Raw genomic sequence first — 24957 nt, forward strand, 5'->3', positions numbered from 1 at the left:
TGTCCGGCCAGCGCGGCCGGCACGAAGGCGTAGTCGCCCCGCCCGCCGCCTGCCTCCAGCAGCAACTCCACGACCTTCACCATGGCGTCGTCGTTCAGGGTGATGGCGTCGTGGTAGCCCCCTTGCAGCGGATAGACCTGGGGAAAGCCGCCGTTCGGGTATTGGGCGGCCAGAAGGTAGCCCAACCCCTTGATGAACGCGGCGCGGCAGGCTTCGCCCTTGCCGTGCGGGTGCGACTGCGCCTGCACCCGCGCCAGGAAGCGCATCTCGGTGGTGGTGGCGCCGTTGTCGATGGTGCCGACGTAGTGCCAAACCGCCTTGCGCCCGCTCGCCCCCGGCACCCAATGCTCGCCCGGCCGGCGCGGCGGCCCCGCGCGGTCGGCATTCTTGCCCCAGCCGCCGGCCGGGGTCTGGAAACTGAGGATGGTGTCCGCCGCGCGAAGGGCTTCCGGCGTGCCGTACCACGCGGCCGGCCTGCGCAGCGGCATGCCGCCGTCCGCCGGCGCCGCATGCGGGCGCGCCGGCACGCCGGCGGGACCGTGGCGCTCGGCCGCGAGGGCGGCCTTGTCGGCCGCCATCAACGCGCGCGAGCGCGCCAGGTAGGCCATCCACGGGGCGCGTTCGGCGGCGGGCAATGGCGCCAGCCGCGCCTCGTCCAGGGCTTGGGCCGGCGTCATGGTGGACAGGGTCGCGGCCCGGCCGGCGACGGGCAGCGCCAGGCACAGGGCGGCGAGGGAAAGTGCTGCTGCTCGCATGGTTCTTCTCACTTCCAAAAGAAAGACCGGCATGGGTCGCGCTGGCGCGCCGCCCATGCCGGTCCTTGACTGCGGATGCCTCAGAACTTGTATTCCACGGAGGCGCGGTACACGCGGCCCATCATGTCCGCCAGGCTGGTCAGGTAACCGCCGCTGTAGATGGTGTTGGCGGTCAGCGGCGGCCACTCTTCCGTGATGTTGTTCACGCCCAGCGACACGGTGGTGTTCTTGATGCCGGTATAGCGCAGGTTCAGGTTGAACTGGCTATACGATTCCACTTCGGTCAGGTTCGATCCGGCGCGCGGGGTCAGGTCGGTGAGCGCGGTGGTGAAGCGTTGCGACAGGGTGGCGCGCCACGGGCCGGTGCTGTAGGTGACGGCGGCGGTGTACTTCCAGCGCGGGTTCACCTGCGGCATGCCGGCCAGGCCCGAGTTCGGACCGGCGCTGCCGAAGCGGCCGTCGTTGGTGATGATGCCGACGTTGCTGCGCCACTCGCCGCCCGCCTCGCTCTGGAACTCGTACTTGTGGTACCAGGTCGCATCGAGTTTCGCGTCGAAGGTGCCGAAGCTGGTCTTCGGGAAGCGGTAGCTGCCCGAGATGTCGGCGCCGCGGATGCGGGTCTGGCCGCGGTTGGCCTGGCTGGCGATGATGTAGTCGATGGTGCCGTCGGCGCGGCGGTTGATGACGCTCTCGTACTTGGCCGGGTTCTGCTGGATCTCGGCGATCGAGACCGCGCCCAGCACGTCGCGCAGCTTCAGGCCCCAGTAGTCGACCGTGAGCGACAGGTTCTTGATCGGCTCCAGGCCGATGCCGATGTTGAAGCCGCGCGATTTTTCCGGCTTCAGGTGGGTGTTGTTGGGCGACTTGGTCCAGTAATTGGTCAGGACGTTGCAGACCTGGTCGGCGGTATAGCCGGCCGACGGGGTGCCGGTGCCGGCTTCCAGCGGACGGTTGCTGCGGCACAGGACCGGGTCGTCCATCAGCTGGCTGCGCACTTCCGGGGTCGGATTCTGGATGTCCATGATCGACGGGGCGCGGAAGCCGCTCGACACCGAGGCGCGCAGCACCATCTCCTGCATCGGCGCCCAGCGGGTCGCCAGGGCCGGGTTCACCGTGGTCTGATCCAGGTCGTCGTAGCGGTCGGCGCGCACCGAACCGTTGACCAGCCAGGTCTTGGTGATCGGGGCGTCGACCTCGAACATCAGCGAGGAGATCTTGCGCTTGAGCTTCTTGGCCACGCCCTGCGGGGTCTCGCCCACCAGGTCGGAGCGCGTCACGTTGCCGGAGGCGTCGATCTCGTAGCTGCCGTCGGCGCGCTTGTACACGAAGTCGAGCGGCGCGTCGTGGGTGCGCGCCGAGTCCTCGCGCAGCTCGCCGGACACCGCCACCACCAGGTCGCCGCCGCCCAGGCTCCACACCGGACGGGTGACGGTGGCGTCGACGCTCTTGTTGAAGGCCTTGTTCAGGCGGTAGGTGTAGTCCTCGGCCTGGATGCTGCGCAGGTACTGCAGGCCGGCCGCGTCCTGCGGACCGAAGGGGTTCAGGATGCCCTGGTCGAAGCCGGCCTGGGCCTTGGAATACAGGATGTAGCCTTCGCCCACGCGGGTGTCGCGACTGGAACGGCCATAGTTGGCGCCGAGGCGGTAGTCCCAGCCCATCACATCGCCTTCGAGCGACAGCACGACGCGGTCGTTGCCCTGCTCGTCGTTGCGGTAAGCCGGTCCCAGTTCGCCCGGCCCCCACTGGAAGTAGATGGTGCGGTTGTTCATGTTCAGCGGCGCCGCCGTGCCCGGGGTCTTGGCCGGGTCGATGAACATGGCCGGGGTGTTGGCGCCGGTGTTGCTGCCGACCACCTGGGGCAGCGGGGTGATGCCCTTGCCCGGGTAGAAGCGGCTGGTCGCCGGCATCGAATAGGTGGTGAACGGCTGGGTCGCGTTCGGGACCTGCATGCCGCGGAACTTCTGCACGGTGAACTGGGAGTGCAGCACGTCGAGGTCGAGCTTGTGGCCGCCCGCCAGGTTCCAGCTGGCGCGCCCGGCGACGGTGGTGATCTCGCTGCCATCGGTGACGGCGTTCCAGAACAGCGGATTGCGCACGCACCCCGGGGCGTACACCGGCGGGGTCGCCAGGCTGTTGTTGCCGAGGGTCGGCAGCGACCAGGGCGAAGCGCAGCCGGTGCCGAAGTTCGGGTTGTAATTGGAGTTCGCAATGCGGGCGAAACCGAAGTTGGCCAGCGGGTTCGGGTTGCGCCCGTCCGGGGTGATGCCCAGGCCCAGGCTGCGCAGCACGGCCGGGTCGTGCTGGTCCGGACGGTCGCCCTGGAACAGCGCATCCTTCTTCTGGTGGTCGATGGCGATGTAGGCGTTCCAGCCTTCCTGGCCCAGGTCGCCCCAGCCGAAGATGCCGCCGATGCTCTTGGTGGCGCCGCCGCCGCTCAGTTCCGGACGGGCGTATTCGGCCTTGATGGCGCCGCCCTGGTAGCCGCGCTTGGTCCAGTAGTTCTGGACACCGCCGATGGCGTCGGCGCCGTAGATCGAGGCGCCGCCGCCGTTCAGGGTCTCGACGCGGTCGAGCGCCATGCGCGGGATGACGTTGACCGAGACGTACTGGTCCTGCAGCGGCTCGTTCGCCAGGCGGCGGCCGTTGAGCAGGGTCAGGGTGCGCATCGGGCCGAGGCCGCGCAGGTTGGTCACGGGGCCGGCCGCGCCGGTGTTGGTGCCGAGCGAGAGCGACTGCGGCTGCTCCAGCACGAAGTCCTTGAGTTCGGTATGGCCGCGGGCTTCCAGCTCCTGGGCCTTGACGGTGGTGACGGGATTCGTGCCCTCGTCGTCGACACGGCGGATCAGCGAGCCGGTCACCACCACCGCCTGCAGGGCTGGCGTCGACGACGGGGCTTCGGTGTTCTGCGCCTGCGCCTGGGCCGCCAACTGGAACAGCGCCAGGCTCACTGCGCTTGCCAGCACGGCGCGGCGCGGGGTGGGAACAAAGCTCGGGTTCATGCACGTCTCCTATCTTTTTTCTAAGAATTGATATGACCACACTACTGATTGGCCAGGCCACGTTACGCCAAACCCTGTGCCTCGGCCCCACATCCCGGACCTGTCTTTGCAGGTTTTACAAGAAGTGATATGACCGGATTATAAATTGGTCAGGCCACTTTTTAACAAGATATATTTATCGCGAACGCTTCGATGGGTCAAAAAATTGCTGGAGCACGCACTAAACCGTTGTGATTTAGTAACGAATAACCGTGTTTTTCAGCAAAATCGCTCGACCACAACGGGTTATTTGTCCAACCAGTCGTAAAGGTGGTCTTGCCAATTAATCTGGTTCGCGCCACCATACGGCAAGCCTGCGGACGTGGACGCCAAAGGCGCACAACAAGACTGGAGACGAAGCATGAATGAAAAGAATTCCGGAGGCGTCGACCGCCGCACCATACTGAAGACGGCCGGGGCGGCAGGCCTGATGCTTGCTGCCGGCTCGGCCGGCGCCTGGGCGGCAACCCCGCGCAAGCGCTATGCGGTGGTGGGCGTGGGTTCGCGCGCGCGCATGTTCACCAATGCGATGACGGGCAAGTTCCGCGATACCAGCGAAGTCGTCGGCATCTGCGACCGCAATGCCGGGCGCCTGGCGCGCGCCGTGCGCATCGTCACCGAGAGCGGCGCCAGCCAGCCGCGCGGCTACGCGGCGGGCGATTTCGACCGCATGCTGCGCGAGACCCGCCCCGAGTACGTGATCGTCACCACCACCGACGCCAGCCACGACGACTACATCGTGCGCGCGCTCGACGCCGGCTGCGACGTGATCACCGAAAAGCCGATGACCACCACCGCCGAGAAGGCCCAGCGCATCCTCGACGCCGTCAAACGAACCGGCCGCCAGGTGCGCGTCACTTTCAACTACCGCTATTCGCCGCCGCGCACCCAGATCAAGGAGCTCCTGATGTCGGGCGAGATCGGCGACGTGATCTCGGTCGATTTCACCTGGCTGCTCAACACGGTGCACGGCGCCGATTACTTCCGCCGCTGGCACGCCAACAAGGCCAATTCGGGCGGCCTGATGGTGCACAAGTCGACCCACCACTTCGACCTGGTCAACTGGTGGCTCGGCGCGCAGCCGCAGACCGTGCACGCCTTCGGCTCGCGCCAGTTCTACACTCCGGAAACCGCGCGCCGCATGGGCTTGTCCGGTCCGCACGAGCGCTGCCTGACCTGCCCGGAAAAGCAGAAGTGCAACTTCTACTTCGACCTGGCTTCAGACCCTGGGCTCAAAGCCCTGTTCCTCGACAACGAGAAATACGACGGCTACTACCGCGACGGGTGCGTGTGGCGACCGGACATCGACATCGAAGACACCATGAACGTGATGGTCCGCTACGACAACGGCGCGCACCTGAACTACGCGCTGTCGGCCTACGACGCGTGGGAGGGCTACCACATCGCCTTCAACGGCACCAAGGGCCGCATCGAACACCGCATCGTCGAATCGGGCGGCGCGGCCGGCGCCGCCAAGGTGCAAAGCGGCAGCGAGAGCGTCTCGATCCGCGTGATCCCGATGCGCGGCCAGCCGCGCGACATCGAGCCGATCATCGGCAAGGGCAGCCATGGCGGCGGCGACGACGTCATGCTCGCCGAGATCTTCGGCGAGGGCGCGCCCGACAAGTACAAGCGCGCCTCGGACGAGCGCGCCGGCGCCTGGTCGGCGCTGGTCGGGATCGCCGCCAACCAGTGCTTCGAGACCGGGCAGACGGTGCGCGTGGCCGACCTGGTCACCGGCCTCGCGCCGCCGGAGCGCGCCCCGATGCCGGACCGCCGCGCGCCGGTACCGATGCCGATCCGCATCAAGATTCCGTGATTAGACCCTTACCAGGGCAAGAATCGTAGGGTGGACGGCTTCGCCGTCCGCGCGTTCAACTGTGGCGAGAACAGCCGCGCAGTCTTCACATGCCGAATTTGAACGCGCGGACGGCATAGCCGTCCACCCTACGTTACATATCCACTGACAAGTAAGCCGACACCAGGCGCCCGTTGATCACGTCATAGGCGCCGGCGCCGCGCAACTCCCAGCCGTAGGTATCGAACACATTGTTCACCGCCACCCGCAGCGAGGCCGGCTGCCGCCCCAGCATGAAGCGGTAGCGGCCGCTCAGCGCCACCAGGGTGCGCTCCGGGATGGCGACCCGGTTGTCGACGGTGGCGGTGATGGCGCCGCTGTGCGAGGCCGTCATGTCCAGCGACAGCCCCTCCAGCCAGGGCGTGCGCCAGTCCAGGTTGAGTTCGGCGCTGCGGCGGCTCATGCCGACCGGGCGCTCCCCCACCCGCCCCAGGCGCACACCTTCGCCGGTGGCGCGCGGCCGCGACAGGACCGCGCCGGCGACCACGTTCAGGCGCGGGCCCACGGCGCCCGCCAGCGACACTTCCAGCCCCCGGTTCTGCACGTCGCCCAGCTGGGCGTAGCGGTTGCCGGCGTCGAAATTGAAATAGGGTTTGCGCAAGTCGAATACGGTGGCGACCAGCTTCATCTCCGGGCTCACCGCATAGCGCAGGCCCAGGTCGCCCTGGGTGGTGCGGATCGCCGGCAGCAGCTCGTTGCGGTTGAGCGCATTGCTGGGCGCCACCCCGCTCTCTTCCAGGCCGCGGGTGAAGCTGCCGAAGGCCACCAGCCGCGGGCCGAGGTGGGCGGCGGCCGTCAGGTTGTACAGCCATGGCTTGTCCGCCGCCGTGGCGAGCGCCAGGGCGGGTTTGTGCAGGCGCTTGCGGTAGTCGGTCTTCTGCAGGCTGAAGCCGATCTCGCCGACATCGCGCCAGCGCCCATCGTAGGCGAAGCCGCCGGTCCACTGGCGGGTGCGGTCGTGGGTCTGCTCGCCGAACACGAAGGCCGGCTCCGGCGCGGTGTAGGGCGCATCGATCGTGGTGCGCCCCAGGTCGAAGGCTTGCGAGCCGTCGTAGCGCCGCTGGCGGTCGCGCCCGCGCACGCTGAAGTGCAGGTTGTGCAGGCGCGGCCCCTCGGCCACCACCCGCGTGGCGCGCAGTTCGCCGCTGGTCGAGACATTCTCCGCCGGCGGGTCGACGATCAGGCGCCGGCTGGCGCTGCCCTCGGGCGTGACGCCGGTGAGCAAGTGGGTGAAGGCGCGATGGTCGTTGTACAGCGAGCGGAAGATCCCGCCGCGCAGGGTCCAGCCGTCGCCGGCGCGCAGCGTGGCCAGGCCGCCGTAGTTCATCGCGGTGGTGCGAAAGTCCGCCCACTCGGGCCCGTTGAAACGGCGGCGTTCGACGCGCGGCGGCAGATAGGGGCCGGCCGGCAGGAAGCTCGGCGCCTTTTCGTCATCATAGGTCTCGGCGCGATGCCAGAAGGGGACGATTTCGAGCGCCGCGACCGGTTGCCAGCGCAGGCTCAGCGCCGCATTGCGGTAGCGCGAATCGGTCCCGTTGGGGTACTCGTTGGCGCCGGCGGCGGCGCCGATGCCCAGGCCCAGGCCGCGCGCCAGCGGCAGTTCGCCGTCGGCCTCGACATAGGCGCCGCCGTAGCTGTCGCCACCCGTCACCAGCGCCAGCTTCGCCCGATCGCCGGGCTTGCGCAAGCTGTAGTCGACGATGCCGGTCGGCGCCGGGAAGGGATAGCCCTGGGCCGAGATGCCGACCCGGATGTTGGTGGCGCGCCGGATGCGCGGCGTCAGTCCCCAGACCTGGTCGAAGTACAGGCCCTCGATGCGCGCATTGCCGGCCGCGACCGGGGAGAAGCCGCGCACGCTCGAGGAGTTGTACAGGCCGATGCTCTCGCGCCCGACGCTGGTGCCGAAGGCATCCTCGGCCTGGCGCATCACGTTCTCGTCGGCCCGTCCATGCAGTTGCGCGGTGCCGGGAGTGGCCGGCTCGGGGCTCTGGTCGGCGGCGGGGGGAGTGGTTTGTGCCCAGGCGGGCGCCGCGGCCAGGGCCAGCAGGACGGACGAACTCAGGATCTTCAGCATGAGGCGATGCGCAAGTCGGAAAGCTGCGCATTATCCGGTATTGATAGACTACTATCAATAAGATTCATTGCCTTTCAATGTTGATAGAGTATTATCGACACCATCCTTGAACTTCGGGCACTCCTGATGACGCAATTCACGCTGCCGCAAAACTCCTTCCTGCTCCTGCTGGGCGCGGTGACCCTCGCCTTTTTCTGGATCCTGCTGCCTTTCTCCGGCGCCGTCTTCTGGGGCGTGGTGCTGGCGATCGTGTTCGCGCCCGTGTACGAGCGCCTGCTGGCGCGGCTCGGGGGACGCGCCAACGCCGCGGCCTTCGCCACCCTGCTCTTGATCATCCTGATGGTGATCCTGCCGCTGACCCTGATCGCCGCCGCGCTGACCGACCAGGCGCTGGCGCTGTACGGCATGGTCAGCGCCGGCAGCCTCGACTTCGATGCCATGCTGCGCCGCGTGGTGGCGGGCTTGCCCGACTGGGCCGCTTCCCTGTTCGACCGCTACCAATCGACCATCATGGCGACCGTGCAGGACAAGCTCAGCGCCGGAGTCGCCCAGGCCAGCCAGCTGGCGGCGCGCTATGCGGTGGGCGTCGGGCGCAATGCGCTCAACTTCCTGGTCGGCATGACCGTGATGCTCTACCTGCTGTTCTTCCTGTTCCGCGACGGCCGCACCATCGCGGCGCGGATCAAGCGCGCGGTGCCGCTCGACTCGCACTACAAGAAGCCCTTGTTCGACAAGTTCGTGACCGTGATCCGCGCCACGGTGAAGGGCAACGTGCTGGTGGCGGTGGCCCAGGGCACGCTGGGCGGGCTGATCTTCTGGTTCCTCGACGTCCCAGGGCCGGTGCTGTGGGGCGTGGTGATGAGCTTCCTGTCGCTGCTGCCGGCCGTCGGCGCCGCCATCATCTGGGGTCCAGTGGCGGCCTATTTCCTGTTCACGGGCGCGATCACGCAGGGCGTGGTGCTGGCGCTGTACGGCGTGCTGGTGATCGGGCTGGTCGACAACCTGCTGCGTCCCATCCTGGTGGGCAAGGACACCAAGCTGCCGGACTACCTGGTGCTGTTGTCCACCATCGGCGGGATGGCGCTGTTCGGCCTGAACGGCTTCGTGATCGGGCCGGTGATCGCGGCGCTGTTCATCGCCGCCTGGAGCCTGTTCGCGCGCGCGGACGAATTCCACGCCGAGTAGCAACGGCCCTGCCGGAGACAGGGCCGGAGTGCGTCAGAAGTTCAGCGTCACGCTGCGCGGGCAGTGGTCGCTGGTCTCGATGCGCTGGCCCGGCGCCTGCACCACGGCGGTCTTGCGCGAGCCCAGCGCGGCCGGCTGGCGTTGCGCCAGCGGACCGCTGAGCACGATGTGGTCGAGGCCCGAGAAGCCCTTGCAGCCAGTGTCGACACTGGTGAGCGGCACCTGGTGCAGCGAGCGGCTGCCGTCGTTCAGCTCCTGCCACAGGTAGCGCGTCGCCACGCGGCCATCCTTGTCCTGCGGCGGCACGCCAGCCGGGTTGCTGCCGTCCGAGCGCACCTTCTGCGGCGGGATGTCGGCCGCGGCTTCTTCGTCGATGCGGCGGTTGAAGTCGCCCAGCAGGACGAAATCGGGACTCCCCTTCGCCACGCGGTCGATCCAGCGCTCTAGCGGCGCGACCTGGCGGTTCAGGACCTGGCAGGCGGGAGCGGGATCGTCGAGCAGGCGCGCCTGGTAGATCGGCGTCGGCACGATGTTGGCGCAGCTGGCCTTCAGGTGCACATTCAGGAAGCTGATCGGACGCCCTGCCACCTTCAGCTCGAGCGCCAGGCCCGGGCGCACCTTGCGCGCCAGCGGGTCGGCGGGGTTGTCGACGATCGCCAGCCCGGTATCGACGCTGCAGCGGCCCGCTTCGCCCAGGCTGCGCTCCCAGGCGAACGCGGTGGTCTGGAAACCCTCGTGGGGCGCATCGCACACGTCGAAGCGTCCGGCATGGCGGCCGAGCAGGCTCTTGACCACCTCGGCGGATCGCACTTCCTGGAAGGCGATCACGCGCACGCCGTCGGTGTCGATCAGCCGGTCGATGGTCGCCTGCAGGCCGGCCATCTTGGCCGCGTAATCGGCGCTGGTCAGCTGCACCGGCGCACCCCGGCCCTGGTAGGCGTTACACGGCGCCATCTTGGACGACTGCGCCGGACCGCCCGACAGGCGCTCGGTATCGGCGGCGCACTGGCGCGCGGTTTTCGCCGCCTCGTCGGTGACGATGCCCGTCCCCGGCTGGCGGCGCGGGCGCGTATCGCACCAGGACACGGTCTTGCAGACCGCATTCTGGCGATCGAAATCCTCCTGGGAACCGGCCCAGGCCATGTTGAAGGAAGCGACGCCGATCTGGGTGGGGGCCGAGGCCTTTGGGCGCTCCCCGGTCGGGTTCACGGCGCAGCCTGCCAACACGGCGAGCAGAGAGACCGGAAGCGCGAGGCGGGACGGGCGAAGGGTGGACATCAGGTTGTTCATCATGGGAATGCCGGAATGGGAAGGAAACAATGGGCGAAACGGGGATTATCGCGGAGTTCCCGGCCCTCAGCAATGCGACAACTGTTTCCGGAGAATCTGAGCGATTACACGATGCGCCCTATTCTAATTGGGTATTTTTTGATCTGGATCATAATATTTACGCAAGGCAATATTGTATTCTGGTGCCCATCACCAGTTCCAGCGGATGCGCCGGTGCGCGCTTCGGGCGGCCCACGCCTCCATCCGCGCCACGCCTTACATAATGCTCAGCAACACCATCTTTCAAGAACAGCACCCCTGCGCCACCCGACCCGACAGCGCCGTCCACGCCACCCAGGCAGCCGACAGCCACGGCACGATACTTGACGAACTCAGGCAGGTCATCTTCCAGACCGACCACCAGGGCCGCTGGCGTTTCCTGAACCGCGCCTGGGAGGCGCTGAGCGGCCGCCCTGTCGCGGCGACGCTCGGCACTTGCTGTCTGGCCCTGGTCCATGCCGACGACCAGGAGCGGGCACGGGCCGCCCTCGACCAGTTGCTATCAAGCCAGCGCGACTGCTGCCGCCTGGAGCTGCGCTTCGTCGGGTCCGGCGGCGCCATTCGCTGGGTCGAAGTATTCGCACGCAGCCGGGTGGACGCCGGCGGCGCCCCGGCCGGCACGGTCGGCACCCTGTTCGACGTGACCGACCGCCGGGCGGCCCATCACCAGCGGCGCCTGACGGCCGGTGTCTTCAGCAGCGCCGCCGAAGGCATCATCATCACCTCGGCGGACGGCGCGATCGTCGACGTCAACGCCGCCTTCGAGGACATCACCGGCTATGCGCGGGCCGAGGTCCTGGGCCGCAACCCGCGCCTGCTCAGCTCGGGCCGCCAGGACAAGGCCTTCTACCGCGACATGTGGCGCAGCATCGAACAGAGCGGCAGCTGGAGCGGAGAAGTGTGGAACCGCCGCAAATGCGGCGAATTCTACGTGGAGCGCCTGACCATCGCCGGCATCCGCGACGACGAGGGCGTGCTCACGCACCACGTCGGCGTGTTCGCCGACATCACCCGGCAGAAGCAGCAGGCCCAGCATCTGGAGCACATCGCCCATTACGATCCGCTCACCGGCCTGGCGAACCGCCGCCTGCTCGCCGACCGCCTGCAGCAGGCCATGGGACGGGCGCGCCGCCACGGCGCCGGCGTCGCCGTGGCCTGCCTGGACCTGGACGGCTTCAAGGCCGTCAACGAGGCGCACGGCCATGAGTGCGGCGACGAACTGCTGGTCGCGCTCGGACGCAGGATCCAGGACGCCGTGCGCGAAAGCGATACCACCTGCCGCCTCGGCGGCGACGAGTTCGTGGTCGTGTTCGACGGCGTCGAGTCGCTGCAGGCCTGCCAGCCCCTGATGGCGCGGCTCCTGCAGGCGATCGCCGAACCGCTCACGGTGGCCGGAACCCGGCTGTGCGTGAGCGCCAGCGCGGGACTGGCCTTCTATCCGCAGGGCGAGGACGTCGACGCCGACCAGCTGATCCGGCAGGCGGACCAGGCCATGTACGATGCCAAGATGGCCGGCAAGAACCGCTTCTGCCTGTTCGACAGCCAGGGATACCACGTGATGGTGGCGCGGGCCGAAGAGATCGAGGCGCTCGAAGGCGCGCTGGCCAGGGGGGAATTCGCCCTGCACTACCAGCCGATCGTGCACCTGCGGACCGGTGCCCTGAACTCGGTCGAAGCCCTGGTGCGCTGGAACCACCCGACCCGCGGCTGCCTGCCGCCGGGGGCATTCCTGCCGGCGCTGGATGGCCACCCGCTCATGCTGGCGCTCGAGAACTGGGTGCTGGCCGAGGCCTTCCGCCAGCACGAACGCTGGCTCGACGCCGGCCTGGATATCGCCATCAGCGTGAACATGAGCGGCGCCCAGCTGCACCGCAAGGACTTCGTCGACGAGCTGCGCGCCCTCTTGGGCGCGCACCCGCGCGTCGATCCGCGCCGCATCAAGCTGGAGGTGCTCGAAAGCAGCGCGCTGGCGGACCTGGACCATGTCTCCGGCCTGATCGCGCAATGCGCCGCGCTGGGGGTCGGCTTCGCGCTGGACGACTTCGGCACCGGCTACTCCTCGCTGCGTTACCTGAAGCAGCTGCCCGCCCGGCGCATCAAGATCGACCAGGGCTTCGTGCGCGACATGCTGCAGGATCCGGACGACCTGGCGATTCTCGAGGGGATCATCGGCATGGCCGCGGCCTTCAAGCGCGAAGTGGTGGCCGAAGGAGCGGAAAGCGACGCCCATGCGGCGATGCTGGTCCAGCTCGGATGCCTGCTGGCCCAGGGCTACGGCATCGCACGCCCGATGCCGCCCGCCGCCCTGCCCGCCTGGCTCGCCGGCTGGCGCCTGCCGGCCGCGGTGGCGGCCTCGGTCCCGCTCGAGCGCGACGACATCCTGCTGCTGAAGGCCCTGGTGGAGCAGCGCGCCTGGCAGGCCGCGCACTGCGACGGCGCCGGGCAGCAACCCTGCCGGGCCGCGGCCTCGCCCGCGGTGCAGGCCTTCGACGAATGGCTGGCGCTGCGCGGCGCCAGGCAGGCGCGCGCTGACGAGCGTCTGCGCCACGCGGTGTCCTGCCGCGACACCTTCGTGGCACAAACGGGCTGCCTGCGCGCCACGCGCCTCCCGGAGGCGGATGCCCCTCCCGCCTGCTGCGCGGCGGCAAGCCTTGCCTTTGCCGACGCGCTGGGTGCACTGCTCGGCCAGCGGGGCAAGGAGTGATCGGCACGTAGCGGGCGCCGCTGCCGCACCCGCGCCTGCCGCCCCGCCGTCCGGGACGCCTGGGTGGCGATGAAGACCGGGCCGATTCGGTACAATGGCGACGAAGGTCCACCTGGATCCCGCAGCGCCTTACGGCGCAATCCCGACGGGATCGGTTCAAGCCTCACCGTTTCCATGCCCGATGCTCATCAAGCCGACCGCCTTTCGACACTGAGCGCCAAGAAAACCCATGTCGCCCTGCGCGTGGTGGTCGCCGCTACCCTGTTCAGCCTGGTAGCGATTGCCGCGACCGCCTGGGGCGTCTGGGCCTTGCGCGAGTCGGCGCTGCAGCGGGCCGCGGTAGCCACGACCAACATGGCGCGGGCGCTGGCCTTTCAGGCGGACACGGCATTCCGGAGCGCGGACCTGGCGCTCGAGGACATGGTCGAGCGCGCGGAGGCGAACGATCGCAGCAGCACCGGCAGCGAGCGCATGCAGGCACACCTGCGCCTGATGGCGCGCAAGGCCTGGTTCCTGCACGACCTGTTCATCTATGACGAGCACGGCACCCTGCTGGCGTCATCCCTCGAACCGCCGATCGAGGCGGACAATTCGGACCGCGCTTATTTCCGCTACCACAAGCTCAACCCGGACCGGGACACGCGCATCGGCACCCCCATCCGCAGCAGGTCGAGCGGCTTGTGGGTCGTCCCGGTGTCGCGCCGCCTCCAGCACCCGGACGCTTCCTTCGCCGGCGTGGCGCTCGCGACGCTGAGAATCGATTTCTTCGAAGACATTTACGACGAACTGAACCTGGGAGAACACGGTACGGTCCTGCTTGCGCTCGAGGACGGCACCCTGCTGTACCGCCGTCCCTTGCAGGAACAGCTGGTCGGCACCAACATTTCGGAGGGCCCGGTGTTCCAGACCTACCGCAAGCTCGGTCCGGACGGCACGGCCATGCTCACCGCCCGGGTCGACGGGGTCGAGCGGCTGTACAGCTACCGCCGCACCAGCGCGCCGCCCCTGATCGTCGCGGCAGGCGTGTCGAGCGAAGAAACCCTGGAAGAATGGCATCGGCTCGCCGTCGTCATCGCGATCGTCCTGGTGTCCGTGCTGGCGCTGATCGGCTATCTCACCCGCAGGCTGTTGCGCCAGCTCGCCATCCGCGACCTGCTCGAGGAAGGCTTGCGCAACAAGACGAGCGAATTGCAGCAGGCCAATGCCGAGCTGTCGGCCATGGCCTGGAAAGACGGCCTGACGGGCCTTGCCAACCGCCGCGCCTTCGACGACTTCCTGCATCGCGAGCTGCGCCGCGCCACCCGCAGCGGCGCTCCAGTCTCCCTGATCCTGCTCGACGTCGACTACTTCAAGCGCTACAACGACAGCGAAGGCCATGCGGCCGGCGACGAATGCCTGCGCCGGGTGGCCGGCGCGCTGGGCGGCCACCCGGCCCGGGCCGGCGAGCTGGCGGCCCGCTATGGCGGCGAAGAGTTCGCGGTGGTCCTGTCCGGCACCGATCTTGCCCACGCCGCCGTGCTGGCCGACCGGCTGCGGCTGCAGGTCGCGGCGTGCGCGATCGCACACCCGCAGCATCCGGAAGGCGTCGTCACCGTCAGCGCAGGGGTTGCCTGCGTGCGGCCGCCCTATGAGCCGGCGGCATGCGCACTCGCGCTGATCGAGGCGGCCGACGCCATGCTCTACGCTGCCAAGCAGGCGGGGCGCAACCGGGTGAGTCCGGCGCCTGAGAGCGTGGCCGCGGGGGCGGCTGCCACTTCACCGTTGACGAACGGCGCGCCCGGCGCCTGAAACGCCGTCAGGTGCGAGGCTGCTCTTGGGCCGGAACCGCGGCTGCACGGTCTGGCGTCAGGAATCCGGGCAAGGATCGGCCTGTCCGGGTCTCTTCCGCCATCCAGGATCACGGCCGCCCGCTCCATGCCCATGCTTTCCGACAGCGACCGGCGATCTTCCTGGTCGGCTTCGGGCGGGTCGAGCATATCGGCGAGCATCGCCCGCAGCTCCTGGGTATCCCAGGGCAGGCCATTGCGCTGCCTGGTGTGGATGTAATGCCTGATCTCGCTGTCCTGCTCCGGGCTCAGGGGCAGGCCGCGAAAGGTGTTCGCAGGTTCGGGCGTGATCATGATCCCTCCTATGAAGTGGGCGACCAGCATGCCGAGCGTACGCGCATTGCCGCTTGACGGGCGCACCGTATGCCGGCTCCCGTGGCGGGCCGGGACCGCCGGAGCCCGCTCACTCCTGCCATGGCGGCTCCCGGTATCGATCGTATCCCGTCATGATGGACGCTGGCGCCGCACGCGAACGCGGGACGCACACCGGAGTGCGTGTCGTCCCTGCCGCCTGGCGCCGCTCAGGCGGTCGGCTGGCCGAAGAAGAAGCGCAGCATTTCTTCGCTGGCGTTGGGGCCCAGGGTGTCGGCATGACTGCCGCGCAGGTCACCCCCCGACCAGGCGTGTCCGGCGCCGTGCACGGTCCATTGCTCGGCCAGCACGCCACCCCTGGCTTCGCGATGCACGTGGCGGGTGAAGGCGCGGCCGCCGGCACGGCCGGTTTCAGCCACCATGGCGACGCCGGCATCCGCCCCCTGCCGGTGCACTGCATGGCTCTCGAGCGACTGGCGTACCACACCGCTGCTGTTCGTTCGGTGGACCGTGGCGTCGGCATCGCCGTGGAAGACGATGACCGGCACGACGGCATGCGTCCGGGGCGGCGCCGGCGCGGACGGATCGGGCCCATTGCGCATCGCCAGAATCGCGCTGGCGTCGCAGCTCGCGCTGCCGTGGGCCAGCCCGGAATGACAGCCGACCGCGCTGAACAGGTCGGGATACGTGCGTCCCAGTATGACCGCCATGGCGCCGCCCGCGGACAGGCCCGCGACCGCGACGCGTGCGGGATCCACCCCATGCTCGGCCATGATGCGCCGGGTGAGTCCCGCGAGCAGCGCCGGCTCGCCCGCGTCGCGCCGATGATGGGTACGGTCGTACCAGTTCCAGCACCTGTTCCAATGTGCGCTGCAAGGCTGCTCGGGGTACAGGACCAGGCAAGCATGCTTCTCGGCCAGGGCGTTCATGCCGGTGCCGGCGGCAAAATCGGCGGCGTCCTGGCCGCAACCGTGCAGCATGACGACCAGCGGCATCGGCCGGTCACGTTCGCCATCGGGAATGAACAGGCGGTAGTGGAGCGCGCGCCCTCCGTCCTCGTGGAATCCGTACGTGAAGCGGCTGCGGGCGGTGGGCTGGACGGGCATGCCGCTCCAGGGGAAGGCCAACGACGACCATGCGTCGAAAACGGTGTTGAACATGTGCAGGTTCCTCCATGAAGCGATGGATGATCTCCCGGGACGGAAGCGGCGGCGCGACCGCAAGGTCAACGCCGCCGCAAGGAATGGGCCAGCAGGGCCGGGGTGGGTTGTGAGGCTCAGCGCGGCGAGGAAGCACCCTTGTTGCCGGCCTGGCCGTTGCCACCTTGCACGTTGCCGGCGCCGCTGGGTTGGCGCACCTGGCCATCGGGCTTCACGTCGGCGCCGCCGGCGCCGCTTTGCAGGTGACCGGGAAACTGGGCGCCGATCGTGGCGCCGCGCTCGGCCTCCTGCTTGAAAGCGTCGCGCGACGTCTTGATGGTTTCCTCCTGCCGGCGCAAGCTCTTGTCGGTTTCCTCGACCGAGACGCGCGTCACCTCGTCGGCCAGCGCACGCGCGGTACGGGAGGTTTCCTGGCCATGCTGCTCGGCCACCCGGGTCAGGTCGACCTGGGTGCTCGCGGCGAGCTGCGACAGCTGCTGCTGGTAGGAACGCAGCTTGTCGGTGGCGGGCTGGGCACGCGAAGCCGCCGCCGACAACGCGTCGGTGGGGCGCTCGGTGGCCAGCATGCGCTGGGCGGTGCTGGTGGTTTCCTCGAGCAGGGTCTGGCCCAGCTGCATGTTCAGCTGGAAGACCTGCTGCAGGGAGCGCGAGATGGTTTGCGACAGCTCGTTCATGAACGCGGTCTGAGCCTCGATGTGCGAACGCACGGCGGGAGTGACGGATTGGGGGTATGGATACATGAGTACCTTTCAGGGAATGGAATGATGTGGGCATGCGCGCGCCGGAGGCGGCGCGTTGGCATGTCTGGCGGGAATGGCAGCACGGCGGATGCCGTCTGGAGAGGGCGATCACCAAAGATCGCGTTTGACCTTCACACTATGCGCTCTTTTTCGCGTCTGTGCGGCCGGTTTGCCAATCTATCTTCGGGGAATAACAAGCGGCAAGAGATTGCCTGGAGAATGCGCCTGCCATGGCGCGGCCTCGAACTGCGGACGCCGGCCGCCAACCAGGCAAAGCCGGCACGGCCGAGCGCATCGACCAGGGCCCAGCGGCGAGCACGGCAAGCCAGCCCATCCCCATATAAACCACGAGCGACAGGATACGTGCCCGCCTTGCATGGCAGAGCTCCCGGACGATCCCGAACAGGCCCGGCGCCCACGCCACACCGGACATCGTCCAGCCCAGGCTCCCGCCCAGCGTGACGAGCGTGAACGGCGTCTACGTGTCTGCGATCAGGAGATAGATGGCGCAATGGTCCATCTTGCGCAGCACGCCGCCGCGGGCTGCCAGAACCGTTCCCACGGCATGCGTGATGCTGTTGAAGCGTTCAGCGTGATCCACGTGGCCCACTCCGCGCGCGACGGGGCCGGATGCACGGCGCGTCGGCGCTCGAGGGAGGATGCGGAAAGCCGGTTGCGGACCGAATGGGAACGCGGTGATCGCGAGGGCAATCCTTCGGCCTGGGACGAGATCCAGGCGGCCTTGCACCACGGCTGGGACCAGGCGAAGACCTGATCGGGCGCACGTGCCGGCATCCCGTCCCGCCGCGCTTGCCGACCGGCGCGCCCGCCGTACGCGCCCGGCGGATTTCGTGTACAGTCCCGCCCTCCGCACAAAAGAGAGGAAAAATGGAATTGACGAATGAGGTGACGCTCGACGGCGACGTATATTGCTTCGAGGACGCCGAACGCGTGGCCGCGGCGCGCGCGTGGATCGATGCGAACGGCAAGGATACCGCGCGGTTCCGCGCCGCCTTTCCCGACGCGCGTCCGGTGAGCACGCATCCCTACGGTTCGGGCATCCAGCGCCGTCATTAGCACGCGTCCGTGCGCCAGGCGCCGGAGAAGCGGGTGAAGCCGGCATGCCGCTCCCGCCGCCATATGTTAAGCAATTGTTTGCAACGACAAGACGCCCACGGCCCTAGCGCCGCAACTCCGACATGATGTTCTCGGCCATGAAGTCGCACGGCGGGCGGCGCGACTTGCTGCTGCGCGCGAGGATGACCTCCAGCGCATCCGGTTCCGGCAGGCCCTGTGCCTGGCCCAGCTGGCCCAGGTGCGCCGGCACCGCGCAGCGCGCCAGCGGTGCGATCGCCAGGCCCGCTTCGACCATGCTGAGCAAGCCCATCAGGCTCGGGCTTTCATACGAGGTCCGGTAGGGAATCTTCGCCCGTTCCAGGCTGCGGATCGCGTTTTCGCGCGCCACGCTGCCGGGCAGGAAAACGGCGATCGGCAGCGGCCGCTCGCGCCAGATCTCGTGCACGCTGGGCGAAGCGGCCCAGACCATCGGTTCGAAGCGCACGAAGTCTCCCGACAGCCCCTTGACGCGCGTGGCGCAGACCAGGTCGACCGAGCCGTCCTTCACCATGGGCGCGAGCGCCACGCTGGGCAGGCCGACCACCTGGATCTCGACCTTCGGATAAGTGGCGGAAAACTTCTTGAGGATCGGCGGCAGCAGGGACGAGGCATAGTCGTCGGGCACGCCCAGCACGACCCGTCCGGTGACGTCGGGCCGGACCACCGCGGCCCAGGCTTCGTCGCGCAGGGCCAGCATGCGCCGCGCGTAGCTCAGGAGGACCTCGCCGTCCTGCGTCGGTGTGACGCTGCGCGACCTGCGCACGAACAGGGGCTTGCCGAGCGCGGTTTCGAGCGTCTTGATCTGCATGCTCACCGCCGATTGCGAACGGTGGACGACGTCCGCCGCGCGGCTGATGTTGCCGGTATCGGCCACCGCCACGATCATCGCCAGCACGTCCAGGTCTAGGGCTTTCAGGAAGACTCCGTTGAGGTATCAGAAAAACAAATAGATACCTTCAATATTATGCGATTTTCTTAAGGCGCGCCATCGTGCATGATGCTGGAAAGGAGTCCAGACATGAACGCACCCGCCGATCCACGCATCTTTGCAGTCCCCGAGCTTCGCTTTGCCGCCCTCCCTTCAGGCGCGCGCATCCCTTACGTGGCCACCGGCTCCGGGGAAGCGCTGCTGTTCGTGCACGGCTCGCTGTGCGACTACCGCTACTGGGCCAGCCAGACGCACGCCTTGTCGCGGCACTTTGCCTGCTACGCGGTCAGCCTCAGCCACTATTGGCCGGCCGACGAGACCGGCGCGCAGGAGGCCTTCAGCTGGCGGCTGCACGTCGCGGAACTGGCGGAGTTCGTCAAGTCGATGCACCTCGGCCCGGTGCACCTGGTGGGCCATTCTCGCGGCGCCTGCGTCGCATTCCAGCTGGCGCGCGCGTATCCCGAGCTGGTGAAGACCCTGAGCCTGGCGGACCCTGCCGGCCCGCTGCAGGCCGCCGCCGCGCTGCCGCCCTCGGCCGAGGCCGTCCGCGCGCGCGGTGCCGAACTGATCTTACACGGCGAGTTCGACGCGGGCCTGGAGCTGTTCGTCGACTCGGTGAGCATGCCCGGCATCTGGCGCAAGAGCCCGGCCTCGTTCCGCACGATGGCGCTCGCCAATGCGGGAACGCTGCCAAAGCAGTTCCGCGATCCCCTGCCCGCCTACACCCGCGCCGGCGCCGCCGAGGTGCGCTGCAGGACCCTGCTCGTCGCAGGGGAGCGCAGCCCGCGCATGTACCGCGATAATGTCGAGCACCTTGCAGGCTGGATGGGACACGTGGACAAGCGCAGCATGGCAGGCGCCTCGCACGGGATGAACGTGACGCATGCGGCGGCGTTCAACCGCTTGCTGCAAGCATTTCTGGGAAAACCGGCTACATGAGCGTTCGGGAGGGTAGCTATTCGGGGAAGCCGGAGAGCCTGGCACCGATTCTCGCGTTCGACGTCGAAAAACAAACGGGTCCTGAATAAGGACCCGTTCTTGAGGGATTCTGGAGGCGAGGACAGGAATCGAACCTGTCTCGGCGGCTTTGCAGGCCGCTGCATAACCTCTTTGCTACCTCGCCAGAACCCATCTTAGGCCAAAGGCTGCGTTCGGTTATGTGCGGGCGCAAAGGCATGCACCGTTTGGGGGCGGCGCCTGCGAAAAACCCGGACCGGAAAAGCAAACGGGCCCTGAACAGGGCCCGTGCTTGGTAGTTTCTGGAGGCGAGGACGGGAGTCGAACCCGTCTAGACGGCTTTGCAGGCCGCTGCATAACCGCTTTGCTACCTCGCCGGAGGTGCTTGTGAAGCTGAGCCGGCCGGTTATCTGCCGTATCAACCGAGAAGTTGTCTTCTCTGAATCTGGAGCGGGAGAAGAGTCTCGAACTCTCGACCTCAACCTTGGCAAGGTTGCGCTCTACCAACTGAGCTACTCCCGCATTGGAGTCCTACCTATCGTAAAACCTTTGGAGCGGGAGAAGAGTCTCGAACTCTCGACCTCAACCTTGGCAAGGTTGCGCTCTACCAACTGAGCTACTCCCGCATTGGAGTCTTACTACCGCCTGTCGCACCAAGCCATCCGGGGATGACTGGAGCGGGAGAAGAGTCTCGAACTCTCGACCTCAACCTTGGCAAGGTTGCGCTCTACCAACTGAGCTACTCCCGCGTACAGAACAACGATTATCGCAGAACTTTGACATTTTCTCAAGTTTCTCAATCGTGCAATCGATCGTGTCACTTGAAAAACTGGAGCGGGAGAAGAGTCTCGAACTCTCGACCTCAACCTTGGCAAGGTTGCGCTCTACCAACTGAGCTACTCCCGCTTTGTCTTTCATTCTGCTGCGTTGTCGTCGCAACAGGCAGGCATTATAGAGATTCTATTCCGTACGTCAAGGATGAGACGGAACATTTCTTACAAGTTCCCTGCCTTTTCCTTAATGAGCGGCCACGCCCGGCGCAGATAGTAGAACATCGACCAGACCGTCAAGCCGCCGGCGAGCCACAGGAAGTACTCGCCCCAGTAGAGGGTGTCGATCCCGAACAGCATGTCATGGAACAGCAGCATCGGGATCGCCGTCATCTGGGCGGCGGTCTTGATCTTGCCGAGCGAGCTCACGGCCACCGACTTGGTCGCGCCGATCTGCGCCATCCATTCGCGCAGGGCGGAGATGGTGATCTCGCGGCCGATGATGATGAAGGCGATGATGGCGTTCACGCGGTCCAGCTGCACCAGCACCAGCAGCGCGCCGGCCACCATCAGCTTGTCGGCGACCGGGTCCAGGAAGGCGCCGAAGGCCGAAGTCTGGTTCCAGCGGCGCGCCAGGAAGCCGTCGAACCAGTCGGTGACGGCGGCGATGATGAAGACCAGGGTCGCGGCCAGGTTGCGGTCGGCCAGCGGCAGCCAGTGGGGCGGGAGATAGAAGACGCCTACAACCAGGGGAATCAGCGCTACACGTAGCCAGGTCAGGAGAATCGGGATGTTAAAGGGCATGGAAAAAGCACTGATATCGGGAATGAAAAGTTTCGGCGACAGTCTACATGGGTATTGCAAATTGGACTAGTTGACTCGTCTGTATGTGCCCGGCCGGCGGGTGCGCCAAAACAAAACCGGGGCACAAGCCCCGGTTCCATCCCTCAGTGCAGTTGCCGGTAGATCTCTTCCGCCAGCGTGCTCGAGATGCCCTCCACCGACATCAGGTCTTCCACGCTGGCGTCGATCACCCCGCGCAGGCCGCCGAAACGCGCCAGCAGGCGCTGGCGGCGCTTGGCGCCGATGCCTTCGATCTCTTCCAGGCGCGAAGCTTGTCTCGCCTTGGCGCGCTTGGCGCGCATGCCGGTGATCGCGAAGCGGTGCGCCTCGTCGCGGATCATGGCCACCAGCATCAGCGCGGCCGATTCCTTGCCCAGCTCCCGGGGCGCGCGGCCGTCGGCGAAGATCAGGGTCTCCAGGCCCACGCGGCGCCCTTCTCCCTTGGCCACGCCGACGATCATCGCGATGTCCAGGCCCAGTTCCTCGAACACCTGGCGCGCCATCTCGACCTGGCCCTTGCCGCCGTCGACCAGCACGATGTCGGGCATGACGCCCTCGCCGCCCGCCACCTTCTCATAGCGGCGCGTCAGGACCTGGCGCATCGCGGCGTAGTCGTCGCCCGGGGTGATGCCGTTGATGTTGAAGCGACGGTACTCGCCGTTCTGCATCTGGTGGTGGTGGAACACCACGCAGGACGCCTGGGTCGCCTCGCCCGCCGTGTGGCTGATGTCGAAGCATTCGATGCGCAGCTCATCCAGGGTCTCGGCATCCAGGTTCAGCACCTCGGCCAGCGCCCGGGTGCGCGCCTGCTGCGACCCCTGCTCGGAGAGCAGGCGCGCCAGCGCGATCTCGGCGTTCTTGCAGGCCAGCTCGAGCCACTGGCGGCGCTGTCCCTGCGGCTGGAAGATCAGGTTGATGCGGTGGCCGCACTGCTCGGAGAGGGCCACCATCAGTTCCGGCTGGTCGAACTCGATGTTCAGGATCAGGGTGCCCGGGATGAACTGGCCCGCGTAGTGCTGGGCCAGGAAGGCGCACAGCACCTCGACCTCGAGCGGGCACTCGCCCAGCGATTCTCCGACGTGGGTCGGGAAGTAGGCGCGGTCGCCCAGGTGGCGCCCGCCGCGCACCATCGCCAGGTTGACGCAGGCGCGGCCGCCCTGCACCACCACGGCGATCACGTCGACGTCGGCGTCGCCCACGGTTTCCATGCTCTGCGCGTGCAGCACCTTCGACAGGGCCTGGATCTGGTTGCGCACGCTGGCGGCCTGCTCGAACTTGAGCTCCATCGCGTAGGACTGCATCTTCTGCTCGAGGTCGGCCAGCACCTCGCTCTGGCGCCCGCGCAGGAAGCGCGCCGCGTTGTCGACGTCGCGCCGGTAGTCTTCCGGCGTGATCAGGTCGACGCAAGGCGCGCTGCAGCGGCCGATCTGGTGCAGCAGGCAGGGCCGGGTGCGGTTGCTGTAGACGCTGTCCTCGCAGGTGCGCAACAGGAAGACCCGCTGCAGCAGCTGGATCGATTCCTTGGCCGCCCAGGCGCTCGGGAAAGGCCCGAAGTACTGGTTCTTCTTGTCGAGCGCGCCGCGGTAATAGCCCAGGCGCGGCGCCTCGCCGCCCGTGATCCGGATGTAGGGGTAGCTTTTATCGTCGCGGAACAGGATGTTGTAGCGCGGCTTGAGCGACTTGATCAGGTTGTTTTCCAGGATCAGGGCCTCGGCCTCGCTGTTCGTCACCGTGGTTTCCAGGTGCGCGATCTGCGACACCATCATCGCGATGCGCGGGCTAGACAGGTTCTTCTGGAAGTAGCTCGACACCCGGTTCTTGAGGTTGCGCGCCTTGCCGACGTAGAGCACGTTTTGATTCGCGTCGAAATAGCGGTACACGCCCGGCAGTCCGGGCAGCTTGGCCACCGTCGCCGCTACCGCCTCGCGCGCCGCGTCGCTCGGCTGCACCGGTTGCGCCGCGTCGCCCTTCAAAGTCGCTTTCAGTTCTTCTTTCATGGCTTGCCAACTGTCCGGCCGCACGCGTGGCGCAGCAGCCTCAATCTTCCTGGTCCTGGGTCTGGCGGCGCCAATGCGCGCCGGCTTCGTTGCCGGGACCGGCATTGCCGCACCAAAGCTCGCCACGTAGGCGACGGTCCCCTCGTCTTCCTTGCTCATTTCCGACCTAAATCGTGCCTGCTCGGCCTTTATGCGGCGACAATCCTGGTCACGATCACGAAGGCCACCGCATAATCGGCCTCGTCGCTGACGCTCACCTGCGCGCTCAGTCCATTGGCGCGCATGAATTCTTCCAGGGCCCCGCTGCAGACGATGACCGGCTTGCCGCTGGGCGCGTTGAGCATCTGGGCCGAGCGCCAGGTCATGGGCATGCGCATGCCCAGCCCGATCGCTTTCGAGAACGCTTCCTTGGCCGAAAAGCGGGTGGCCAGGAAGCGCAGCCCGCGCACCGCGTTCTTGCTGCTCCTCGCATGGTATTTCGCCAGTTCCTCGGGGCCGAGGATCTTTTCCGCGAAGCGCGGGCCGCTGCGTGCGAGGGCCGCCTCGACACGCGAGATCTGGACGATGTCGGTGCCGATGCCGTAGATCATCTCAGGCCCCTGCCCCGTATTGCACGCCCAGGCGCGCCGCCACCATGATGGCCTTCATCTCGCGCACCGCGTTCTCCCAGCCCGCGAACAGGGCGTGGGCGACGATCGCGTGGCCGATGTTCAGCTCGTGGATGTCGCTAATGGCCGCGATCGGCTGCACGTTGGTGTAATGCAGGCCGTGGCCCGCGTTCACGCGCAGGCCGCGCGCGGCGCCGGCGCGCACACCGGCCTTGATGCGCTCGATTTCGCGCAGCGCTTCCTCGCCTTCGGCTTCGGCGTAGCGTCCCGTGTGCAATTCGATCACGGTGGCGCCCACCGCGCTTGCCGCCTCGATCTGGCCTTCGTCGGCGTCGATGAACAGCGAGACACGGATGCCCTCGCCCTTCAACTGCCGCACCGCCGCTTCGACTTCCTTGTAATAGCGGATCACGTCCAGGCCGCCCTCGGTGGTGACTTCCTCGCGCCGCTCGGGCACCAGGCACACGTCCTGCGGCTTGACCTGGCAGGCGAAGTCGATCATTTCGCGGGTGACGGCCGCCTCCAGGTTCATGCGGGTGGCCAGCAGCGGGCGCAGCGCGATCACGTCGGCGTCCTTGATGTGGCGGCGGTCTTCGCGCAGGTGCAGCGTGATCAGGTCGGCGCCGGCCTGCTCGGCCAGCAGGGCGCCCCGGATCGGGTCCGGGTAGCTGGTGCCGCGGGCGTTGCGCACGGTGGCGATGTGGTCGATGTTGACGCCGAGGTCGATCACCGAACCGGCCGGTTGCAGGAAGCTCAT

Annotated in this window: 19 protein-coding genes and 6 tRNA genes; 6 read left to right on the forward strand and 19 right to left on the reverse strand. The window is 67.5% G+C overall.

What is annotated here, in order from left to right; genetic code table 11:
* Together ACK4S9_RS20735 and ACK4S9_RS20740 are read right to left on the reverse strand one after the other, a co-directional pair.
* Positions 1-755, reverse strand: a 755-nt coding sequence (locus tag ACK4S9_RS20735) for a pectate lyase (protein WP_409729441.1), incomplete at its 3' end; no start/stop codon positions are given.
* A gap of 80 nt (positions 756-835) precedes the next feature.
* The gene (locus ACK4S9_RS20740; protein ID WP_409729443.1) at positions 836-3754 is read right to left on the reverse strand and encodes a TonB-dependent receptor domain-containing protein; all 2919 of its coding nucleotides are present in this window, start codon (positions 3752-3754) and stop codon (positions 836-838) included.
* 400 nt (positions 3755-4154) lie between these two features.
* On the opposite strand from ACK4S9_RS20740, the gene ACK4S9_RS20745 reads away from it, so the two are divergent.
* Positions 4155-5612, forward strand: coding sequence for a Gfo/Idh/MocA family protein (locus ACK4S9_RS20745; RefSeq protein WP_409729445.1), 1458 nt, complete (start codon positions 4155-4157; stop codon positions 5610-5612).
* 133 nt (positions 5613-5745) lie between these two features.
* On the opposite strand, the gene ACK4S9_RS20750 is transcribed toward ACK4S9_RS20745, so the two are convergent.
* Positions 5746-7725, reverse strand: a complete 1980-nt coding sequence (locus tag ACK4S9_RS20750) for a hypothetical protein (protein ID WP_409729447.1) — start codon at positions 7723-7725, stop codon at positions 5746-5748.
* A gap of 126 nt (positions 7726-7851) precedes the next feature.
* Here ACK4S9_RS20750 and ACK4S9_RS20755 point away from each other — a divergent pair, with 126 nt between their 5' ends.
* Positions 7852-8910, forward strand: coding sequence for an AI-2E family transporter (locus ACK4S9_RS20755; protein WP_409729449.1), 1059 nt, complete (start codon positions 7852-7854; stop codon positions 8908-8910).
* 33 nt (positions 8911-8943) lie between these two features.
* Here ACK4S9_RS20755 and ACK4S9_RS20760 read toward each other — a convergent pair whose 3' ends face one another.
* Positions 8944-10188, reverse strand: coding sequence for a hypothetical protein (locus ACK4S9_RS20760; RefSeq protein WP_409729451.1), 1245 nt, complete (start codon positions 10186-10188; stop codon positions 8944-8946).
* Positions 10189-10462: 274 nt separating this feature from the next.
* On the opposite strand from ACK4S9_RS20760, the gene ACK4S9_RS20765 reads away from it, so the two are divergent.
* Positions 10463-12943: a putative bifunctional diguanylate cyclase/phosphodiesterase gene (locus ACK4S9_RS20765; RefSeq protein WP_409729453.1), complete on the forward strand. Its 2481-nt coding sequence runs from the start codon at positions 10463-10465 to the stop codon at positions 12941-12943.
* A gap of 174 nt (positions 12944-13117) precedes the next feature.
* Entirely contained in the window at positions 13118-14731 is a 1614-nt protein-coding gene (locus tag ACK4S9_RS20770; RefSeq protein WP_409729455.1) for a diguanylate cyclase, read from the forward strand.
* Here ACK4S9_RS20770 and ACK4S9_RS20775 read toward each other — a convergent pair.
* From ACK4S9_RS20775 to ACK4S9_RS20790, 4 genes are all read right to left on the reverse strand, one after another.
* A complete protein-coding gene (locus ACK4S9_RS20775; RefSeq protein WP_409729457.1) occupies positions 14623-15063 on the reverse strand; it encodes a hypothetical protein in 441 nt (146 codons plus the stop codon). The two genes, ACK4S9_RS20770 and ACK4S9_RS20775, sit on opposite strands and share 109 nt — an antisense overlap.
* Positions 15064-15290: 227 nt before the next feature.
* Positions 15291-16241, reverse strand: coding sequence for an alpha/beta hydrolase family esterase (locus tag ACK4S9_RS20780; protein ID WP_409729458.1), 951 nt, complete (start codon positions 16239-16241; stop codon positions 15291-15293).
* Positions 16242-16357: 116 nt separating this feature from the next.
* Positions 16358-16981 carry a phasin family protein gene (locus ACK4S9_RS20785; RefSeq protein WP_409729460.1) on the reverse strand — a complete coding sequence of 208 codons (624 nt, stop codon included), beginning with the start codon at positions 16979-16981 and terminating at the stop codon, positions 16358-16360.
* Positions 16982-17459: 478 nt separating this feature from the next.
* Positions 17460-17582 carry a hypothetical protein gene (locus tag ACK4S9_RS20790; RefSeq protein WP_409729462.1) on the reverse strand — a complete coding sequence of 41 codons (123 nt, stop codon included), beginning with the start codon at positions 17580-17582 and terminating at the stop codon, positions 17460-17462.
* 287 nt (positions 17583-17869) lie between these two features.
* Here ACK4S9_RS20790 and ACK4S9_RS20795 point away from each other — a divergent pair, with 287 nt between their 5' ends.
* The gene (locus ACK4S9_RS20795) at positions 17870-18058 is read left to right on the forward strand and encodes a hypothetical protein (RefSeq protein WP_409729464.1); all 189 of its coding nucleotides are present in this window, start codon (positions 17870-17872) and stop codon (positions 18056-18058) included.
* Between the two features lie 103 nt (positions 18059-18161).
* Here ACK4S9_RS20795 and ACK4S9_RS20800 read toward each other — a convergent pair whose 3' ends face one another.
* Positions 18162-18983, reverse strand: coding sequence for a LysR substrate-binding domain-containing protein (locus ACK4S9_RS20800; RefSeq protein ID WP_409729488.1), 822 nt, complete (start codon positions 18981-18983; stop codon positions 18162-18164).
* A gap of 132 nt (positions 18984-19115) precedes the next feature.
* Here ACK4S9_RS20800 and ACK4S9_RS20805 point away from each other — a divergent pair, with 132 nt between their 5' ends.
* A complete protein-coding gene (locus ACK4S9_RS20805; protein ID WP_409729466.1) occupies positions 19116-19964 on the forward strand; it encodes an alpha/beta fold hydrolase in 849 nt (282 codons plus the stop codon).
* Positions 19965-20074: 110 nt separating this feature from the next.
* Here the strand turns inward: ACK4S9_RS20805 and ACK4S9_RS20810 are convergent.
* The 10 genes from ACK4S9_RS20810 to pdxJ form a co-directional block, all read right to left on the reverse strand.
* Positions 20075-20148, reverse strand: a tRNA-Cys gene (locus tag ACK4S9_RS20810).
* A 137-nt stretch (positions 20149-20285) separates the two neighbouring features.
* Positions 20286-20359 (reverse strand) — tRNA-Cys (locus tag ACK4S9_RS20815).
* Positions 20360-20428: 69 nt separating this feature from the next.
* A tRNA-Gly gene (locus ACK4S9_RS20820) sits at positions 20429-20504 on the reverse strand.
* Positions 20505-20532: 28 nt separating this feature from the next.
* Positions 20533-20608: transfer RNA gene (locus ACK4S9_RS20825), tRNA-Gly, on the reverse strand.
* A gap of 47 nt (positions 20609-20655) precedes the next feature.
* A tRNA-Gly gene (locus ACK4S9_RS20830) sits at positions 20656-20731 on the reverse strand.
* A gap of 81 nt (positions 20732-20812) precedes the next feature.
* Positions 20813-20888: transfer RNA gene (locus ACK4S9_RS20835), tRNA-Gly, on the reverse strand.
* 89 nt (positions 20889-20977) lie between these two features.
* Positions 20978-21556, reverse strand: a complete 579-nt coding sequence (gene pgsA / locus ACK4S9_RS20840) for a CDP-diacylglycerol--glycerol-3-phosphate 3-phosphatidyltransferase (RefSeq protein ID WP_409729468.1) — start codon at positions 21554-21556, stop codon at positions 20978-20980.
* Positions 21557-21699: 143 nt separating this feature from the next.
* Positions 21700-23592 (reverse strand): excinuclease ABC subunit UvrC, encoded by a 1893-nt coding sequence (gene uvrC, locus ACK4S9_RS20845; RefSeq protein ID WP_409729470.1) that lies wholly within the window; start codon positions 23590-23592, stop codon positions 21700-21702.
* A gap of 188 nt (positions 23593-23780) precedes the next feature.
* Positions 23781-24182: a holo-ACP synthase gene (acpS, locus tag ACK4S9_RS20850; RefSeq protein ID WP_409729472.1), complete on the reverse strand. Its 402-nt coding sequence runs from the start codon at positions 24180-24182 to the stop codon at positions 23781-23783.
* A 1-nt stretch (position 24183) separates the two neighbouring features.
* Complete coding sequence (gene pdxJ / locus ACK4S9_RS20855) at positions 24184-24957, reverse strand: pyridoxine 5'-phosphate synthase (RefSeq protein WP_409729474.1); 774 nt, start codon at positions 24955-24957, stop codon at positions 24184-24186.

This window comes from Massilia sp., from assembly GCF_046293535.1.
GTDB lineage: Bacteria > Pseudomonadota > Gammaproteobacteria > Burkholderiales > Burkholderiaceae_D > Telluria.

Bases quoted from the DNA above. Each gene is read 5' to 3' on its own strand.
- ACK4S9_RS20775 (WP_409729457.1), bottom strand. From the start codon at position 15,063: ATGATCACGCCCGAACCTGCGAACACCTTTCGCGGCCTGCCCCTGAGC.
- ACK4S9_RS20765 (WP_409729453.1), top strand. From the start codon at position 10,463: ATGCTCAGCAACACCATCTTTCAAGAACAGCACCCCTGCGCCACCCGA.
- acpS (WP_409729472.1), bottom strand. From the start codon at position 24,182: ATGATCTACGGCATCGGCACCGACATCGTCCAGATCTCGCGTGTCGAG.
- pgsA (WP_409729468.1), bottom strand. From the start codon at position 21,556: ATGCCCTTTAACATCCCGATTCTCCTGACCTGGCTACGTGTAGCGCTG.
- ACK4S9_RS20760 (WP_409729451.1), bottom strand. From the start codon at position 10,188: ATGTCCACCCTTCGCCCGTCCCGCCTCGCGCTTCCGGTCTCTCTGCTC.
- ACK4S9_RS20750 (WP_409729447.1), bottom strand. From the start codon at position 7,725: ATGCTGAAGATCCTGAGTTCGTCCGTCCTGCTGGCCCTGGCCGCGGCG.
- ACK4S9_RS20780 (WP_409729458.1), bottom strand. From the start codon at position 16,241: ATGTTCAACACCGTTTTCGACGCATGGTCGTCGTTGGCCTTCCCCTGG.
- ACK4S9_RS20795 (WP_409729464.1), top strand. From the start codon at position 17,870: ATGGAATTGACGAATGAGGTGACGCTCGACGGCGACGTATATTGCTTC.
- ACK4S9_RS20800 (WP_409729488.1), bottom strand. From the start codon at position 18,983: ATGATCGTGGCGGTGGCCGATACCGGCAACATCAGCCGCGCGGCGGAC.
- ACK4S9_RS20745 (WP_409729445.1), top strand. From the start codon at position 4,155: ATGAATGAAAAGAATTCCGGAGGCGTCGACCGCCGCACCATACTGAAG.
- pdxJ (WP_409729474.1), bottom strand. From the start codon at position 24,957: ATGAGCTTCCTGCAACCGGCCGGTTCGGTGATCGACCTCGGCGTCAAC.
- ACK4S9_RS20770 (WP_409729455.1), top strand. From the start codon at position 13,118: ATGCCCGATGCTCATCAAGCCGACCGCCTTTCGACACTGAGCGCCAAG.
- ACK4S9_RS20740 (WP_409729443.1), bottom strand. From the start codon at position 3,754: ATGAACCCGAGCTTTGTTCCCACCCCGCGCCGCGCCGTGCTGGCAAGC.
- ACK4S9_RS20805 (WP_409729466.1), top strand. From the start codon at position 19,116: ATGAACGCACCCGCCGATCCACGCATCTTTGCAGTCCCCGAGCTTCGC.
- ACK4S9_RS20755 (WP_409729449.1), top strand. From the start codon at position 7,852: ATGACGCAATTCACGCTGCCGCAAAACTCCTTCCTGCTCCTGCTGGGC.
- ACK4S9_RS20785 (WP_409729460.1), bottom strand. From the start codon at position 16,981: ATGTATCCATACCCCCAATCCGTCACTCCCGCCGTGCGTTCGCACATC.
- uvrC (WP_409729470.1), bottom strand. From the start codon at position 23,592: ATGAAAGAAGAACTGAAAGCGACTTTGAAGGGCGACGCGGCGCAACCG.